Below are 13,827 nucleotides of genomic sequence, written 5' to 3' on the forward strand. Positions count from 1 at the left end.
TTTACCGAACGACCGTTCGTTAGATTCCACAGTGACTGCCGAACGACCGTTCGTCAAGTAGGGTGTGGGCATGAGCACGACACGACGGCCGGGCAGCGAGACCCGTGCGGAGATCCTGCGGGTGGCCCTGGAGCTGTTCACCGAGCGCGGATTCGAGGGCACCTCGATCCGGGACCTCTCCGAGGCGCTGGGCATGACGAAGTCGTCGCTCTACTACCACTTCGAGGGCAAGGAGGCGATCATCCAGGCGCTGCTGGCGAGCCGGCGGGCCGAGTTCGACGAGCTGCTGGCGTGGCTCGACGAGCAGGAGCCGGGGCCGGACCTGCTGCGCCGCGCGGCGCTGCGCTGGGTCGAGTCGACCGGGCGTGAGCGGATCCTCGGCATGCGGTTCGCGCACGCCAACGGGCCGACGATGACCAGGCTGGCCGCGCAGGGCGGCAACATCCGCAGCTGGTTCGACGAGGTGATCACCAAGATCCTCGGGCCGGACGCGCCGATGCCGTCCCGGCTGCTGGCGCGGATGGCCTTCGACACGGTCAGCGCGGCGCTGTTCGCCGCGCAGACCCAGGACGCGAGCGAGGAGGACGTGCTGGCCGCGGCGCGCGCCGCGACCGTCGCGCTGACCGGTTAAATCCGTCCGGCGTCGATCTCGGCCAGGATGTGCGTGAGGAACTTCGGCGTGTCGGCGGGCGGCTTCGCCTCGATGAACAGCCGCCCGATCGCCGCCGCGTAATTGTCCACCTCGTCCCGCTTGTCGAGGTAGAGCGCGCTGGTCAGGTGCTCGATGTAGACCACGTCGGGCAGCTCCTCGTGCGGGAACCGCAGGATGCTGAACGCGCCGCCGGCCGCGGCGTGCCCACCCGACTCGAACGGCATGATCTGAAGCCGCACGTTCGGCGACTCGCAGACGTCGATCAGGGTGGCGATCTGCTCGCGCAGCACCGCCCGGCCGCCGATCGGCCGGCGCAGGACCGCCTCGTCCAGCACCGCCCAGAGCCGGGGCGCGTCCGGCCGGTCCAGCAGTTTCTTGCGCTCCATCCGCAGGCGCGCGCGGAGGTCGATCTCCTCGGGGCGGGCGTTGCCGTGGCCGAGGCGGATCACGGCCCGGGCGTACGCGTCGGTCTGCAACAGGCCCGGCACGAACTGCACCTCGTACGTCCGGATCAGCTCGGCGGCCTGCTCCAGGTCCAGATAGTTCTGGAACCAGGTGTCCAGCACGTCGCCGTACGCCTGCCACCAGCTGGGCGCGTTCGCCTCCCGGGCCAGCACCACGAGCCGGTCGTGCTCGGCCTGGTCCACCACGCCGTACAGCTTGAGCAGGTCGACGATGTCGCGCTCCTTGAAGCCGACCCGGCCCAGCTCCATCCGGCTGATCTTGGACTCGGAGGCGCGGATGACGTACCCGGCCTGCTCGCGGCTCAGCCCGCGCGCCCGTCGCAAGGCACGCAGGTGTGCGCCGACCTGGAGCCGGCGCACCATCGAGCCACCTATGTCGTGTTCCTCCGCCAAGGACACACCTCCTCGCTACGGTTTCCGGCCGACCGCGCAGTACTGACTGATCTCCGCGGCGTCCGCGGCCCCGGGGTCCGGCCGCCACCGGGTCACCGAGACCACCCCGGGCTCGACCAGCTCCAGGCCGTCGAAGAGCGCGGCGATCCGCTCCGGGCTGCGCAGGTGATATTTCGGCTCGGCCGACAGGTTCCAGATCCGGGCGGCCTCGCGGACGTCCGGGTCGGTGTCACTGCCGTCGTACATCGCGAGGTAGCTGCCGGACGGCAGCGGGGCCAGCAGCGCGTCGATGATCCGCTTGGCCTCGGCGTCGTCCTCGATGTGCCCGAGAATGCCCATCAGCATCAGCGCCACCGGCTCGTCGAAGGTCAGCGTCTCCTGCGCCCGCTTCAGGATCTCGCCCGGCTCGCGCAGATCGGCGTCGAGATAGGCCGTCGCCCCCTCGGGCGTGCTGGTCAGCAGCGCCCGCGCGTGCGCCAGCACCAGGGGATCACTGTCGACATAGACGATCCGGGCAGCCGGGTCGGCCGCCTGCGCGACCTCGTGGGTGTTGTCCGCGGTCGGCAGCCCGGTGCCGATGTCCAGGAACTGCCTGACCCCGGCCTCGCTGGCCAGGTAACGCACCGCGCGCACCAGGTATTGCCGGGACAGCCGGGCATGCGTGCGGAAATGTGGCAGCGAGGCGATGATCTGATCGCCGACGGCCCGGTCGGCCTCGAAGTTGTCCTTGCCGCCGAGCAGATAGTTCCAGATCCGGGCGGTCTGCGGGACGCTCGTGTCGAACGCCGGGATGTCGGACGGATCCTCGCTCACGGGCACATCCTCGTGGCAGGGCGGATCCGCTGTCCTTTATGGATCCGCGGCGATCAGGTTTGCGTCAGCATACCCACGCACTAGTCACGTGGGGATAGCCGGATCAGTCAGGAGAGGGAGCCCCGGTCCCGGCCTCCCCGCGACCCTCGCCGTGGCCCTCGCCGTGGCGTTCGCCAGGGCAGGAAGAAGTCACCCCAGCCGATGACCACCAGGACGAACGCCGCGATCGGCACCAGGATGCCGTCCGCCAGCGGGAACAGTGACTGGAGTGGGCCGGCGACCATCCTGGCCTCCGGTGACGGCGGATCACAGGTGATCACCGCGGGGCCGTCGAACCACCGGTCCACCCTGGTGCCGAGCAGGCCGTGCAGCCGCCAGATCGAGCGGATCGGCTCCAGCGCGACCGCCCGGGTGGGACCGTGCTCCGGAGTGATGTCGCAGGTGAGCGGAGTCGTCGCGTAGGTGCTCAGGTAGAACGAGGCGCCGGGCGGCACGGGCTCACCGCTCCGGCTGATGTAGGTGACATGAGCCTGCCCGGCCACGACCGGCACCAGCCAGAGAAGAAAGATCAAGACACCTGACGTACGGCAGACGTACTCGGTGACCCGCCGTCGCCGCGACTTCTCCGGCGCACCCATGGTCAGCGCTCCTCCTCGCCCAGCCGCTGGTAGTGCTCGCGCCCGGCGGCATACAGCTTCCGGCGTTCCTCCGGGGAGAGTCGCTCGTAGTGTTCCTGGAATCGCCGCAAGCCGTCAGACAACGTCCGGCCGTAGATCTCGCCGGTCAATGCTCGCCGAATCCCGATCCGCCCGGCAAGAATCTCCCGCGCTGCCTCCTGGAGCTCGGCGCCGCCGGCGCCGTCGGCGAGCCGCCGCAGGGAATCCCGCACCATCTGTGTCCGGCCCGGGTGACCATGCCCGATACTGGCCAGCTCACGCTCGAATCGCTCCCGGGCCTCGGGGGAGGTGTCATCGTCGAAGGTGGTCATTCGACACCGCCCGGAAGGTCCATCGAGAGGCCGCCACCGGTCGAGATGGCCATGAACCCGGCCACGCCGTCCGGGGACGTGCCGATGATCTGTCCCACCTGGCCGTACGCGACCTGGACGGCCGAGTCGGTGAGCCCGATGAGCCGCAACAGGTGATCGCACTGGTGGATCACCTCGTACGACTCGAAGGCCGCGGTCCCGTAGCCGATCACGCCACCGATGACGGTCTCCGCGCTCGCGGTGCCGGCCGCCACGCCGATTGCCGCCACCAGCGCCGCGTCGATCGCCGCCGCGGCGATCGGGCCTCCGGCCAGCGCAGGTACACATTGGTGTACGTCGGGCTCCGTCGAGCGGTTCGGATCGATCAGGCGAGGGAGTGGGCAACGCGGCGGAGGAACTCGGTGTTCGTGGCGGTGGTGCGGAGCTGGGTGAGCAGCTGCTGCATGCCGTCGCGGCGGTCCTGGGTGCTCAGCGCCTTGCGGACCTGGGCGACCACGGCCAGCTCGGCCGGGGACAGCAGCATCTCGTCGTGCCGGGTGCCGGTGGTGGCGAGGTCAATGGCCGGGAAGATCCGGGCCTCGGCGAGCGAGCGGTCCAGTTTGAGCTCGGCGTTGCCGGTGCTCTTGTACTCCTCGAAGATCAGGTTGTCGAGGGCCGAACCGCTCTCCACCAGGGCGGTCGCGATGATCGTCAGCGAGCCGCCGTTCTCCAGGTTGCGGGCCGCGCCGAGCAGCCGCTTCGGTGGTTGCAGGGCGGTGCTGTCCAGGCCGCCGGAGAGGGTACGGCCGCGGCCGGCCGGTGCGATCAGGTTGTACGCCCGCCCCAGCCGGGTGATCGAGTCCAGCAGCACGACCACGTCCTCACCCGACTCGGCCAGGCGTTTCGCCCGCTCGACGGCGAGCTCGGCGACCGCGGTGTGCTCGTGCGGCGGCCGGTCGAAGGTGGCCGCCACGATCTCCGCCTTGACCGTGCGGCGCATGTCGGTGACCTCTTCGGGCCGCTCGTCGATCAGCACCATCATCAGGTGGCACTCCGGGTTGTTGCGGGCGATCGCGTTCGCGGTCTGCTGGAGGATCGTGGTCTTGCCGGCTTTCGGCGGGGCCACGATCAGCGCGCGCTGACCCTTGCCGATCGGCATCAGCAGGTCGATCACCCGGGTGGTGAGCACGTCGCGCTCGGTCTCCAGGCGCAGCCGCTCCTGCGGGTACAGCGCGGTCATCTGGTAGAAGTCCGGCCGCCGCCCGGGCGGGCGCCCGTTGAGCGCGCTGACCTGGAGCTTCACCGGCTTGCCGGGCCGGCTGATCCGGGCGAAACCGGTCACCCGGTCGCCGCGGCGCAGGCCGAGCCGGCGGGTGTCGGCGAGGGTGAGGGGCAGGTCGGCGCGGCCGGGCAGGTAGCCGTCGGCGCGCAGCCAGGCGCGGTCGTCGACGATGTCGAGGATGGCGTCGACCGCGACCGTCTCCTCGGCTTGTGGTGGATTGTGGATATGGGTAATCGTCATGGGAACACTCCAAGCCGAGCCACGCACGGGGCCCGCGGATGAGAAACGACGGCGAGTGAAGCGCGTCGCTGGGTGAGAGAAACGCCCGGGCGGGGAATGCCACCGGCTTCCGGGATGGGCCCACCGTAGCACTGTCGGCGGACTCGGCCCAATAGGGCAGGATGGGTGTCACAGGTTTCGGGGGAGGGGACGGCATGCCACTGCTGCGCCAGATCATCGGATCGGTTCTGCGCCGGGTGCGCCGGCATCAGGGCCGCACGCTGAAGGAGGTCGCGACCGCGGCCGGCGTCTCGCTGCCCTACCTGTCCGAGGTCGAGCGCGGCACCAAAGAGGTGTCCTCGGAGATCCTCGCCGCGATCTGCCGCGCGCTGGGCCTGCCGATGACCGACCTGCTCGACCTGGTCCGCCAGGAGATGATGCGCCAGCCGCTCCGCCCGGCGGGCCGTTACACCCTGGCCACCGCGGACAGCCGGCAGAGCGCCACCACGGACGGCCGGCAGAGCGCCACCGCGGACAGCCGGCAGAGCGCCACCGCGGACGGCCGGCAGCACGCCACCGCGCACGGCCCCCGGCGGAACGATCCGACCTGCTCGGTCACCGGCCGCCGCCCGGCCCGGGTGCACGCCGGTGGCCGCCCGCGGACCGCCCTGCCCCGGGTCGCCGCCCGCATCTTCGTGACCTGCTGAGCGGGCCCGGGCCGGCGGGCCTGCCCGGACGCGTCAGGGCAGGATCGTGATCCCGGTGCCCGCCGGAATCTCCGCCACCAGCTTCTTCTGCGCCGGCCCCGGCATCCGGATGCACCCGTTGGACACGCTGTGGCCGAACACGCTGTCCTTGTACCAGGCGTGGATCCCGGTGTGCGCCAGCTGGAAGGCCGACGCCATCTTCTCCGGCTCCTCCGGGATCGAGCCCAGCACCAGCGCCCGCAGCCCGAGGTAGATGTCGCCCTTCATCGGGGTCGTGCCCATCACGTACGTCCGGCCGACCGGGGTCGGGGGTCTGCTTCGCCCCGGTCGCCACCGTCCAGCGTTTCTGCTCCTGGCCGTCGCGCAGCCAGCTCAGCGTGTGCTGGGACACCTGGATGATCAGCTGATCGCGCAGCGTCTCGGTCTCGTAGTCGCCGGGCGGGACCCAGCCGATCCGCCGGTTCACCGAGGGGACCAGGACGGCCACCCAGCCACGGTCGCGGGCGACGATCGGGACGACGGTGCGCAGCCCGCTGATCTCCGGTGGCAGGAACGCGCGCGGCTTGCCGCCCGGCTTGTCATAGAGCGCCACCTTCTTGGTCGGGTGCAGGCCCTGGGTCGGTGCGGCCGTGGAGTTCTGCTCCGGGTCGGCGGGCAGCCCGTCCGGGCCGTCCGAGTACGCGATCACGTGCAGGCCGGCCGGTGGTTTCGCGGCGGCCGGCGGTGTCTCCGCGACGCTCGGGGCGGCGGCGGGGGCCGACGAGGGGGCCACCCACTGGCCGGCGGCCGGCTCCGGGTCGCGGTCGTGGGCGAGTCCGACGGCGGCGCCGGCGGCCACCACCACGGCGGCGGCCGTCGCGATCAGGTACACACGGGTCCGGGGGCTGGACATCGGGACAGCGTAACGATCGTCCGGCAAAGGTGAAGGATCTTGTCAGCAACGAGTGGTTCACATCTCGGCGATAGGGTGCGTTCATGCTGCGTAAGCTGGGTTTTCTCACCATCGGCCTGTTCGACGAGGCCGATCCGCGCCGGGGGCACGAGAGCACCCTGGAGATCATCGAGCTGGGCGAGCGGCTCGGCTTCGACAGCGCGTGGCTGCGGCACCGGCACCTGCAATTCGGCATCTCCTCGCCGATCGCCGTGCTCGCCGCGGCGAGCCAGCGCACCAGCCGCATCGAGCTGGGCACCGCGGTCATCCCGCTCGGCTGGGAGAACCCGCTGCGCCTCGCCGAGGACCTGGCCACCGTCGACCTGCTCTCCGGCGGCCGGCTCAACCCCGGCATCAGCGTCGGCCCGCCGATGCATTTCGACCGCGTCAAGGACGCGCTCTATCCGGACACGGCCGATGCGGAAGACTTCAGCTACGCCCGGGTCGAGCGATTGCTTGCTTGTGTACGCGGTGAGCCCGTCACCGATTTCCGCGGAACGGTCGGGTTCGAACAGTTCTCTGACCGCGTCCAGCCGCACTCCCCGGGGCTGTCGTCCCGGCTCTGGTACGGCGGCGGCAGCCTGCGCTCGGCGGCCTGGGCCGGTGAGCACGAGATGAACTTCCTGACCAGCAGCGTGGTGAAAGCCGAGGAGTCGGAGGACTTCGACGCGATCCAGCTCTCGCACATCCGGGCGTTCCGCGCCGCGCACCCGGACGGCGACCGCGCCCGGGTCTCCCAGGGCCTCGTGGTGATCCCCACCGACTCGGCGACCCCGGCTCAGCGGGAGAAATACTTCGCGTACGCGGAGCAGCGCTTCCCGCGTACGCAAACTCCTCAGGGACCGGCGCGGATGATGTTCGCGCCGGACGTCGTCGGCACCGCCGCGGAGATCGCGGACAAGCTTGCGGAGCAAGCGGCCTTCCGGGAGATCGACGAGGTCGCGTTCGCGCTGCCGTTCACCTTCGAGCACGAGGACTACGTGCAGATCCTCACCGACATGGCGGAGCGGCTCGGCCCGGCCCTCGGCTGGAAACCGGTAAGCTCGCGCTGACCGTTTTCGCCGCTAGAAGGCGGGTTGGCATGGCCGAGGTGGTTCGTGACCGGGAGCAGCTGTTCGAGCGGATCGTCCCGCTCGGCGCCGACCGGCGACTGATCGGGATCGCCGGGCCGCCCGGCGCCGGGAAAAGCACGCTGGCCGGCTGGCTGGAGGCCCGGGTGACGGAGCGGTTCGGCGCCGATCCGCAGCTGGTCGCGCAGGTGCCGATGGACGGCTTCCACCTGCGGAACGCGGTGCTCGCCGAGCGGGGCCTGCGGGACCGCAAGGGCGCGCCGGAGACCTTCGACCGGGACGGGTTCGCCGGGCTGCTGCGCCGGGCGCGGACCGCGACCGGCGAGATCACCGCCCCGGCCTACAGCCGCGAGCTGCACGAACCGGTCGCCGACGCGCACCGGATCCCGGCCTCGGTGCGCCTGATCATCAGCGAGGGGAACTACCTGCTGCTCCCGGACGACGGGTGGGCCCGGGTCGGCGAGAGCCTGGACGAGATCTGGTATCTGAACGTGAGCTGGGCGGTGACCCGGCAGCGCCTGATCGACCGGCAGATCGCCGGCGGCCGCACCCCGGAGGCGGCCGCGGCCTGGGTCGACGGCAACGACAAGCGCAACACCGACCTGGTCGCCGCGTCGGCCGCACGGGCCACGGTCATCGTGGAGCTGTGAGCGGCAGCGTGCCGACCCGGTCCCACTTCCAGACGCGATCGTCCCGGTCGAGGCGGACCAGGTGCAGCTCACGGGCGATCAGTGAGACCGTGCGGTCCGGCAGCGCGCGCAGGGCGCGGACGATCGGGGCGGTCGGCACCGCGGCGTTGATGTAACCGATCGAGACGTGCGGCCAGAAGTGGTCGTCGGCGCCGGCGAGCTTGCCGACGATCGGCTCGGTGACCCGGCGCAGCCGCAGCCGGTGCCGCTGGATGGCGGTCCACGGCGAGACCCGGAGGACCACCGCCTCCGGGTTCGGGTCGACCGGGCCGAAGGTGAGCGGGAGCGGGGCGAGCGGGAGGTCGCGGGCGGCGGCCAGGGCCCGGGCGGCCTGCTCCTCGGTGACCTCGTCGGTGAAGCCGACCTGCTGGAGGCTGACGTGAAGGTTGACCGCCGGGTCCAGCCAGGGTGCCCGGAGGGCCGCGAGGTAGTCGGTGGCCAGGGCCGCCAGGGCGGTTTCGGCGGTCAGATCGAGATACCACCAGTACGACGTACGCCCGGAGCGCCATCCGCCCCGCCACTCCCAGTGCGGCCGGGTGACCGGGGCGGCGGCGAACTGCTGCCAGCGGTACTCGGTCTCCTCCCGTAGTCCGCGCGTCGTCACAGCAACGCCCGAATCGCCTGGTAGACGCCGGCCGGGGAGCACTCGGCGTCCGGGCGGGCGGTGCGGCTCAGGCCGCTGCCGCGTTCCAGGTCGGCGGTGCGGGTGCGCAGCCGGACCACCGGGATGCCGGCGAGCCGGGCGGTCAGCACGTCGGTGGTGCGGTCCCCGACGAGCACGGCGCGTGCGGCGCGTCGTTCCGTTCCCGGTCTGCCTTCGGCGTCGTGGAGCAGGGGTCGGAGGCCTTCGGGGTCCGGCTTGCGGGGAATGCGTATGCCGTCGCAAATGACCACCCGCTCGGCCGGCGCCAGATCACCCAACCCGGATCGCTCGATCTTGGCTCGCTGCACCGCGTCGTCGCCGTTGGAGACGATCGCCAGCGCATGCCCGTCGTCGCGCAGCCGCCGGGCAGCGGCCACCACCCGGGGTTCCACGGTCACCCGGTCGATCACCTCGGCGTGGTACCCGGCGGCGAGTCCGTCCAGGTCGGCGCCGGTCGGCAGGGGAGTGCCGAGCAGGGCCGCCAGCACCCGGAGCAACTCGGTCAACTGCTGATCGGAGTAGAGCAGCGTGGTCCGCCGCCAGACGGCCAGCGCCCGCGCGGCGTCGCAGCCGGGAAAGAGCGAGGCCAGCACGGTCCGCCGGGCCGCCCGGGTGGCCGCGGCGGTGCGCAGCAGGGTGTCGTCGAGATCGAAGATGACGAGCCCGCCCACAGGGGAGAGGATAGGTCTGCCCCGGGGATCGCACGGGCCCGCGGCGTGTGTGCTTCGCGACGGATCTGGTCACACCGGTGCTGCGGGAGGCTCCGATGGCGCGGATCGATTTCGACGGCCCGGTGGCGGCGGTGTATCAGTCCGGCCGGGGCGCCCCCGAGGGCGGGCTGGACGGCTGGCGGGCGGCGCTCGGTCGCTATCTGCCGGTGGCCGGGCCGGTGCTGGATCTCGGTGCGGGGACCGGGCTCTACGCGGAACTGCTGCGGACCTGGTTCGGGGTGCGGATCGTCGCGGTCGAGCCGGCGCTGGCCATGCTGCGCCAGGCCCCGCCCGAGGCGTGGCGGGCGGTGGGCCGGGCCGAACGGATCCCCCTCGTGGCCGGCTGCTGCGGCGCGGCCTGGCTGTCCACGATGATCCACCACATAGCCGACCTGCCGGCCGCCGCCCGTGAGCTGCGCCGGGTCCTGACGCCGGGCGCGCCGGTGCTGATCCGCAGCGCCTTCCCGGGCGACCAGTCCCGGATCGCCCTCTACCGCTTCTTCCCGACGGCCGGCGCGGTGCTGGACACCTTCCCCACGGTCGCCGAGGTGGAAGCGGCCTTCACCGCGGCCGGCTTCACGCTCCGGGAACGACGCCGGATCCGCCAGGTCAACGCGGCCACCCTCGCCGAGTTCCACGACAAGGTCCGCCACCGGGCCAACACGACGCTGCTCGCCATCCCGGACGACGAGTTCGCGGCCGGCCTGGCCAACCTGCGGGCCGCGGCCACGACCACCCCGGCTCAGCCCGCAATCTCCGAACTGACCCTTCTGACCCTGACCTGACCGCCCTCAGGCGATCCCTCAGCGTCGCGGATGGGGCGCCGACCTGCGGGCTGGGCTGTGAACAAAGCGCCAAGCGTGCCTTCCTCCCTGAGAGAGAACGCTCTACCCGGCAACAACCCACTCAGCGATGTCCCTCTTGTTCTCCGACGCCGTCGCGCCGGCCAGAGAATTACCCGGCCCAGCCGCCGGTTGCAATCCGTGCCCGGTCACGTCTCTGCCCCCCCAGGCCACGTCTCTGCCGGTCACGCCCCCGGCCGCCGGTCACGGCCCGCTGATGCCCCGGTCCCGGTCCGCGGCCCCCGTTTCTGCCCGTGGTTCAACTTTTCGGTACGCGGTGTAGCCCGCGAACCTCAGGTAACGCCGTCTGCCCTACTCGGTGCACTCAAGCGGCTGGTCCTGGTGGCCCTATCCGGATCCGGGATAGGGCTATGAGCGCCAGCTCGACAGGTTCCGGCTGGTCCTGGTGGCCCTATGCGCGGCCGGGATACGGCTATGAGCGCCAGCTCGACGGGTTCGGGCTGGTGCTGGTGGCCCTATGCGCGGTCGGGATAGGGCTGTGGGTGCCAGCTCGACGGGTTCGGGCTGGTGCTGGTGGCCCTATGCGTGGCTGGGATAGGGCTGTGGGTGCCAGCTCGACGGGTTCGGGCTGGTGCTGGTGGCCCTATGCGTGGCTGGGATAGGGCTGTGGGTGCCAGCTCGACGGGTTCGGGCTGGTGCTGGTGGCCCTATGCGTGGCTGGGATAGGGCTGTGGGTGCCAGCTCGACGGGTTCGGGCTGGTGCTGGTGGCCCTTTCCGCGGTCGGGATAGGGCTGTGGGTGCCAGCTCGACGGGTTCCGGCTGGTCCTGATGGCCCGACCGGATCCGGGATACGGCCATGAGCGCCAGCTCGACCGGTACCGGCTGGACCTGGCGGCCCTATCCCGACCGAGGACAGGGCCATGAGCGCCAGCTCGATGGGGTCGGGCTGGTGCTGGTGGCCCTATCTGGGTCCGGGATAGGGCTATGAGCGCCAGCCCGGGTTTCGGCTTGCGCCGAGGGGCCTTGAGCGGGCGGGATATGGGCTCCGAACGCAAGCGCTTGGGGGTGGGGTGGTGCGGGCACGCGATGGGCGCGGCGGGAGCCGGTAGCGCCTCTGGGCTACCGCCGGCGGCAAAGCTGGACCACGCCGTCGAAGCGGCGGCTGTGCCGGTGATCAACGCTGGGAACCAGACGGGCGTCGGGGGCTGGTCGGTAGAGGTGGTGGAGGCAGCTCCTGGGGGCCGGCTTGGACGTGACGGGCCGGACGGGGAACGCGGCGCTCGGGGCGTACCGGAAATGTCGGACTGCGGGCGGGAGTGGGAAGCGGACCCTGACCGGATGTGGGCCTGAATCGGTCCGGTGCTGGGCGGGCCGTGGGGCGGCGGCCGGTTCGGTGAGACGAGCGTTTCGTGGACTGGGACGCATGATCGTGAGCAGCGGCGGCCGGCAGTGGTGATTTCCTACCACCCCGGCCGTGGGCGGACGGGCGATACGCACCCGCGCCGCCACTGACAGCGATCTCCCTCAGAAAGAAACGCACCCCAGCGCCGAAGTCGACAACGACGGGTTCGGGTTTTGGCGGGTCGTGGCCACCCGCGGGCGTCGCCCTTTCGGGTCGGGCGTTCTGGACGCGTCAGCGGCCAGCCCGGCCCGGAAGGGTCCCTGGCGGGAGCGACGATCGGTGATCAGCGCGGATCCGAGTCAGCATGAGTCTGTTCTTGAGGAGCGTGAAGCGGACATCCAGGACCGCGTCCCGAAGGAGGCGCAACTCCTGCTGGCCACCGCCGCCGCCTCGTCGAGGGCTTCCGCGAACGACGCGTCCGTGAGCGGCCAGCGGCGCGCGACCGCGAGAGTGAGCGCCCCGTGCAGGACGTCGCCGGCGCCCAGCGTGTCGACAACCGGGGTCCGGGGGACCGGCTGCTCGCGGAAATCGCTGCCGGTCCAGCGGAGCAAGGGGTCGGGGCCGCGGCTGATGGCGATCCACCGGACGCCGGAATCGGTCAGGAAGTGGGCGATGTCGTGGGGTGCGGTGATGCCGGGCGGGTGGAAGTCGGCCGAGCAGACCACCACGTCGAGCAGCGGCAGCAGGGCGGGGGTGACCGCTTTCCAGCTGCCGGCGTCGATCAGGGTGGGTATGCCCTGGCGGCGGGCTTCGGTCAGGACCGCGACGGCCAGTTCCGGGTAGTGACCGTCCACCTGGACCGCACTGATATCGCGGAGAACGGCCGGCAGATCGGGCAGCGGGCTGATCGAGCGGGCGGCGCCGTTCGTCGAGACGACCGCCCGGTTGCCGGTGCCGGCGCTGACCACGATGCTCGACACGGACGGCGGGCCCGGATCGTCCGCGGTCAGGTCGGTCAGGCGGACGCCCAAGGATGTCAGGTCGGCGTGGATGCCGGCGGCGAGCGGATGGCGGCCGACCGCGGTGAGCAGGGTGGCCGTGCCGCCGAGGTGGGCGACGGTGGCGGCCGCGTTGGTCGCCGGGCCGCCCGCGGCGACGGTCTGGGTGAGTGCGGTGACCTTCTCGTTGTCCGCCGGATATTTCTCCACGAGCTGGAGGATGTCCAGCGTGCACAGGCCGGCCAGCAGGACCTCAGTCATCCAGGCAGATCTCCTCGAGATGCGGGGCATGATCGGTGTAGACGCCGGTGGAGAGCACCGCGATGAAATTCTTGTTCCGCGGCACGCTGCCGGCCAGCTGCCGCCAGTGCTGCGAGAGGTACCACCCGGTCGCCGTGGTGCCGACCGGTCCGAGGCCGGCGACGAGCAGCCAGCGGCGCTCCGGGAACTCCTCCGGGTTGGGAGCGTAGCGGAGGATGATGCCGTACTGCTTGCGCTTGGTGGAGCGGTACTCCGAGCCGTTGCGCAGCCGGATGAACTCCGAGCCGACCTCGTCCTCGACGATGGTGAACAGCGGGTCGGCGTGCTCGTTGGCGTACAGGTGTGTGCAGTCGTTGCTGGACAGGCCGAAACTGACGAAACTGCGCGCGCAGTCCTCGATGATCATCGTGTCCACCGTGATGATCAGCGGGCAGGTCCGGCGCGCCTCGAACGCGGTGGAGACGTAGAGCAGCGACTGGATGTCGTTGGCCGCGACCACCCGCGGGATGTCGATCCGGTGCACCGTCACCTCCTGGAACCGGGAGTGCGGCCGCTGGAAGAGCATCTGCTGGTTGTGGTGGCCGAGGGTGACCCGCACGTCGTCGTGCATGACGAAGTCGGGATAGCAGAGCAGGGTCTCCTTGCGCACCAGCTCGGCGCCGAAGAAGTGCACCCGGGCGCGGTCGGCCAGCCTGTTCTGCAGGGTGATGAACATGTCCAGGATGGTGGCGAAGATGAACGAGGTGGCCACCCCGACCAGCATGTCCTGGATCGGATCCCGCGCGTGGAACGCGGCGACGAACAGGCCGGCGGAGAGCGCGAGCCCGGCCAGGTCGAGCCAGAGCCGCTGGCTGTTCAGAATGCGCCGGATCCCCATGGTGG

Annotated in this window: 16 protein-coding genes and 1 pseudogene; 6 read left to right on the forward strand and 11 right to left on the reverse strand. The window is 71.2% G+C overall.

The window, feature by feature from the left end:
- Positions 1-70 precede the first annotated feature (70 nt).
- Complete coding sequence (locus Aiant_RS34580) at positions 71-631, forward strand: TetR/AcrR family transcriptional regulator (RefSeq protein WP_189333831.1); 561 nt, start codon at positions 71-73, stop codon at positions 629-631.
- On the opposite strand, the gene Aiant_RS34585 is transcribed toward Aiant_RS34580, so the two are convergent.
- The 6 genes and pseudogenes from Aiant_RS34585 to rho form a co-directional block, all read right to left on the reverse strand.
- The gene (locus Aiant_RS34585; RefSeq protein ID WP_189333832.1) at positions 628-1,479 is read right to left on the reverse strand and encodes a helix-turn-helix domain-containing protein; all 852 of its coding nucleotides are present in this window, start codon (positions 1,477-1,479) and stop codon (positions 628-630) included. The genes Aiant_RS34580 and Aiant_RS34585 overlap by 4 nt on opposite strands.
- Before the next feature lie 45 nt (positions 1,480-1,524).
- Positions 1,525-2,322 carry an SAM-dependent methyltransferase gene (locus Aiant_RS34590; RefSeq protein ID WP_189333833.1) on the reverse strand — a complete coding sequence of 266 codons (798 nt, stop codon included), beginning with the start codon at positions 2,320-2,322 and terminating at the stop codon, positions 1,525-1,527.
- A 107-nt stretch (positions 2,323-2,429) separates the two neighbouring features.
- Positions 2,430-2,960: a hypothetical protein gene (locus tag Aiant_RS34595; RefSeq protein WP_189333834.1), complete on the reverse strand. Its 531-nt coding sequence runs from the start codon at positions 2,958-2,960 to the stop codon at positions 2,430-2,432.
- A gap of 2 nt (positions 2,961-2,962) precedes the next feature.
- A complete protein-coding gene (locus tag Aiant_RS34600) occupies positions 2,963-3,310 on the reverse strand; it encodes a GIY-YIG nuclease family protein (RefSeq protein WP_189333835.1) in 348 nt (115 codons plus the stop codon).
- A complete protein-coding gene (locus Aiant_RS34605; protein WP_189333836.1) occupies positions 3,307-3,579 on the reverse strand; it encodes a hypothetical protein in 273 nt (90 codons plus the stop codon). The genes Aiant_RS34600 and Aiant_RS34605 overlap by 4 nt, the downstream gene beginning before the upstream one ends.
- Before the next feature lie 95 nt (positions 3,580-3,674).
- Positions 3,675-4,784 (reverse strand): annotated as a pseudogene (gene rho, locus Aiant_RS34610) (transcription termination factor Rho); the annotation flags it as partial.
- A 221-nt stretch (positions 4,785-5,005) separates the two neighbouring features.
- On the opposite strand from rho, the gene Aiant_RS34615 reads away from it, so the two are divergent.
- Positions 5,006-5,497 carry a helix-turn-helix domain-containing protein gene (locus Aiant_RS34615; protein WP_189333838.1) on the forward strand — a complete coding sequence of 164 codons (492 nt, stop codon included), beginning with the start codon at positions 5,006-5,008 and terminating at the stop codon, positions 5,495-5,497.
- Between the two features lie 33 nt (positions 5,498-5,530).
- Here the strand turns inward: Aiant_RS34615 and Aiant_RS46090 are convergent, their stop codons facing one another.
- Positions 5,531-5,779: a L,D-transpeptidase gene (locus tag Aiant_RS46090; protein WP_229830816.1), complete on the reverse strand. Its 249-nt coding sequence runs from the start codon at positions 5,777-5,779 to the stop codon at positions 5,531-5,533.
- A 347-nt stretch (positions 5,780-6,126) separates the two neighbouring features.
- Here Aiant_RS46090 and Aiant_RS46095 point away from each other — a divergent pair, with 347 nt between their 5' ends.
- The 3 genes from Aiant_RS46095 (at position 6,127) to Aiant_RS34630 (ending at position 8,148) form a co-directional block, all read left to right on the forward strand.
- Entirely contained in the window at positions 6,127-6,402 is a 276-nt protein-coding gene (locus tag Aiant_RS46095) for a hypothetical protein (protein WP_229830818.1), read from the forward strand.
- A gap of 70 nt (positions 6,403-6,472) precedes the next feature.
- Positions 6,473-7,480: an LLM class flavin-dependent oxidoreductase gene (locus tag Aiant_RS34625; RefSeq protein ID WP_189333839.1), complete on the forward strand. Its 1,008-nt coding sequence runs from the start codon at positions 6,473-6,475 to the stop codon at positions 7,478-7,480.
- A 29-nt stretch (positions 7,481-7,509) separates the two neighbouring features.
- A complete protein-coding gene (locus Aiant_RS34630; protein WP_189333840.1) occupies positions 7,510-8,148 on the forward strand; it encodes a nucleoside/nucleotide kinase family protein in 639 nt (212 codons plus the stop codon).
- On the opposite strand, the gene Aiant_RS34635 is transcribed toward Aiant_RS34630, so the two are convergent.
- Both Aiant_RS34635 and Aiant_RS34640 read right to left on the reverse strand, forming a co-directional pair.
- Entirely contained in the window at positions 8,132-8,791 is a 660-nt protein-coding gene (locus tag Aiant_RS34635; RefSeq protein ID WP_189333841.1) for a 2'-5' RNA ligase family protein, read from the reverse strand. The two genes, Aiant_RS34630 and Aiant_RS34635, sit on opposite strands and share 17 nt — an antisense overlap.
- Positions 8,788-9,501 (reverse strand): HAD family hydrolase, encoded by a 714-nt coding sequence (locus Aiant_RS34640; protein ID WP_189333842.1) that lies wholly within the window; start codon positions 9,499-9,501, stop codon positions 8,788-8,790. The genes Aiant_RS34635 and Aiant_RS34640 overlap by 4 nt, the downstream gene beginning before the upstream one ends.
- 95 nt (positions 9,502-9,596) lie before the next feature.
- Here Aiant_RS34640 and Aiant_RS34645 point away from each other — a divergent pair, with 95 nt between their 5' ends.
- The gene (locus Aiant_RS34645; protein WP_189333843.1) at positions 9,597-10,325 is read left to right on the forward strand and encodes a class I SAM-dependent methyltransferase; all 729 of its coding nucleotides are present in this window, start codon (positions 9,597-9,599) and stop codon (positions 10,323-10,325) included.
- 1,720 nt (positions 10,326-12,045) lie between these two features.
- On the opposite strand, the gene Aiant_RS34650 is transcribed toward Aiant_RS34645, so the two are convergent.
- Positions 12,046-12,945: a PfkB family carbohydrate kinase gene (locus Aiant_RS34650; protein WP_189333844.1), complete on the reverse strand. Its 900-nt coding sequence runs from the start codon at positions 12,943-12,945 to the stop codon at positions 12,046-12,048.
- Positions 12,938-13,822: a hypothetical protein gene (locus Aiant_RS34655; protein ID WP_189333845.1), complete on the reverse strand. Its 885-nt coding sequence runs from the start codon at positions 13,820-13,822 to the stop codon at positions 12,938-12,940. The genes Aiant_RS34650 and Aiant_RS34655 overlap by 8 nt, the downstream gene beginning before the upstream one ends.
- Between the last annotated feature and the right edge of the window lie 5 nt (positions 13,823-13,827).

The organism is Actinoplanes ianthinogenes (assembly GCF_018324205.1).
Classification (GTDB): domain Bacteria; phylum Actinomycetota; class Actinomycetes; order Mycobacteriales; family Micromonosporaceae; genus Actinoplanes; species Actinoplanes ianthinogenes.

Excerpts from the sequence above, each read along its gene's own strand:
- Aiant_RS34580 (WP_189333831.1), top strand. The coding sequence starts at position 71 with ATGAGCACGACACGACGGCCGGGCAGCGAGACCCGTGCGGAGATCCTG.
- Aiant_RS34615 (WP_189333838.1), top strand. The coding sequence starts at position 5,006 with ATGCCACTGCTGCGCCAGATCATCGGATCGGTTCTGCGCCGGGTGCGC.
- Aiant_RS34625 (WP_189333839.1), top strand. The coding sequence starts at position 6,473 with ATGCTGCGTAAGCTGGGTTTTCTCACCATCGGCCTGTTCGACGAGGCC.
- Aiant_RS34655 (WP_189333845.1), bottom strand. The coding sequence starts at position 13,822 with ATGGGGATCCGGCGCATTCTGAACAGCCAGCGGCTCTGGCTCGACCTG.
- Aiant_RS34645 (WP_189333843.1), top strand. The coding sequence starts at position 9,597 with ATGGCGCGGATCGATTTCGACGGCCCGGTGGCGGCGGTGTATCAGTCC.
- Aiant_RS34595 (WP_189333834.1), bottom strand. The coding sequence starts at position 2,960 with ATGGGTGCGCCGGAGAAGTCGCGGCGACGGCGGGTCACCGAGTACGTC.
- Aiant_RS34650 (WP_189333844.1), bottom strand. The coding sequence starts at position 12,945 with ATGACTGAGGTCCTGCTGGCCGGCCTGTGCACGCTGGACATCCTCCAG.
- Aiant_RS34630 (WP_189333840.1), top strand. The coding sequence starts at position 7,510 with ATGGCCGAGGTGGTTCGTGACCGGGAGCAGCTGTTCGAGCGGATCGTC.
- Aiant_RS46090 (WP_229830816.1), bottom strand. The coding sequence starts at position 5,779 with ATGGGCACGACCCCGATGAAGGGCGACATCTACCTCGGGCTGCGGGCG.
- Aiant_RS34600 (WP_189333835.1), bottom strand. The coding sequence starts at position 3,310 with ATGACCACCTTCGACGATGACACCTCCCCCGAGGCCCGGGAGCGATTC.
- Aiant_RS34585 (WP_189333832.1), bottom strand. The coding sequence starts at position 1,479 with ATGGTGCGCCGGCTCCAGGTCGGCGCACACCTGCGTGCCTTGCGACGG.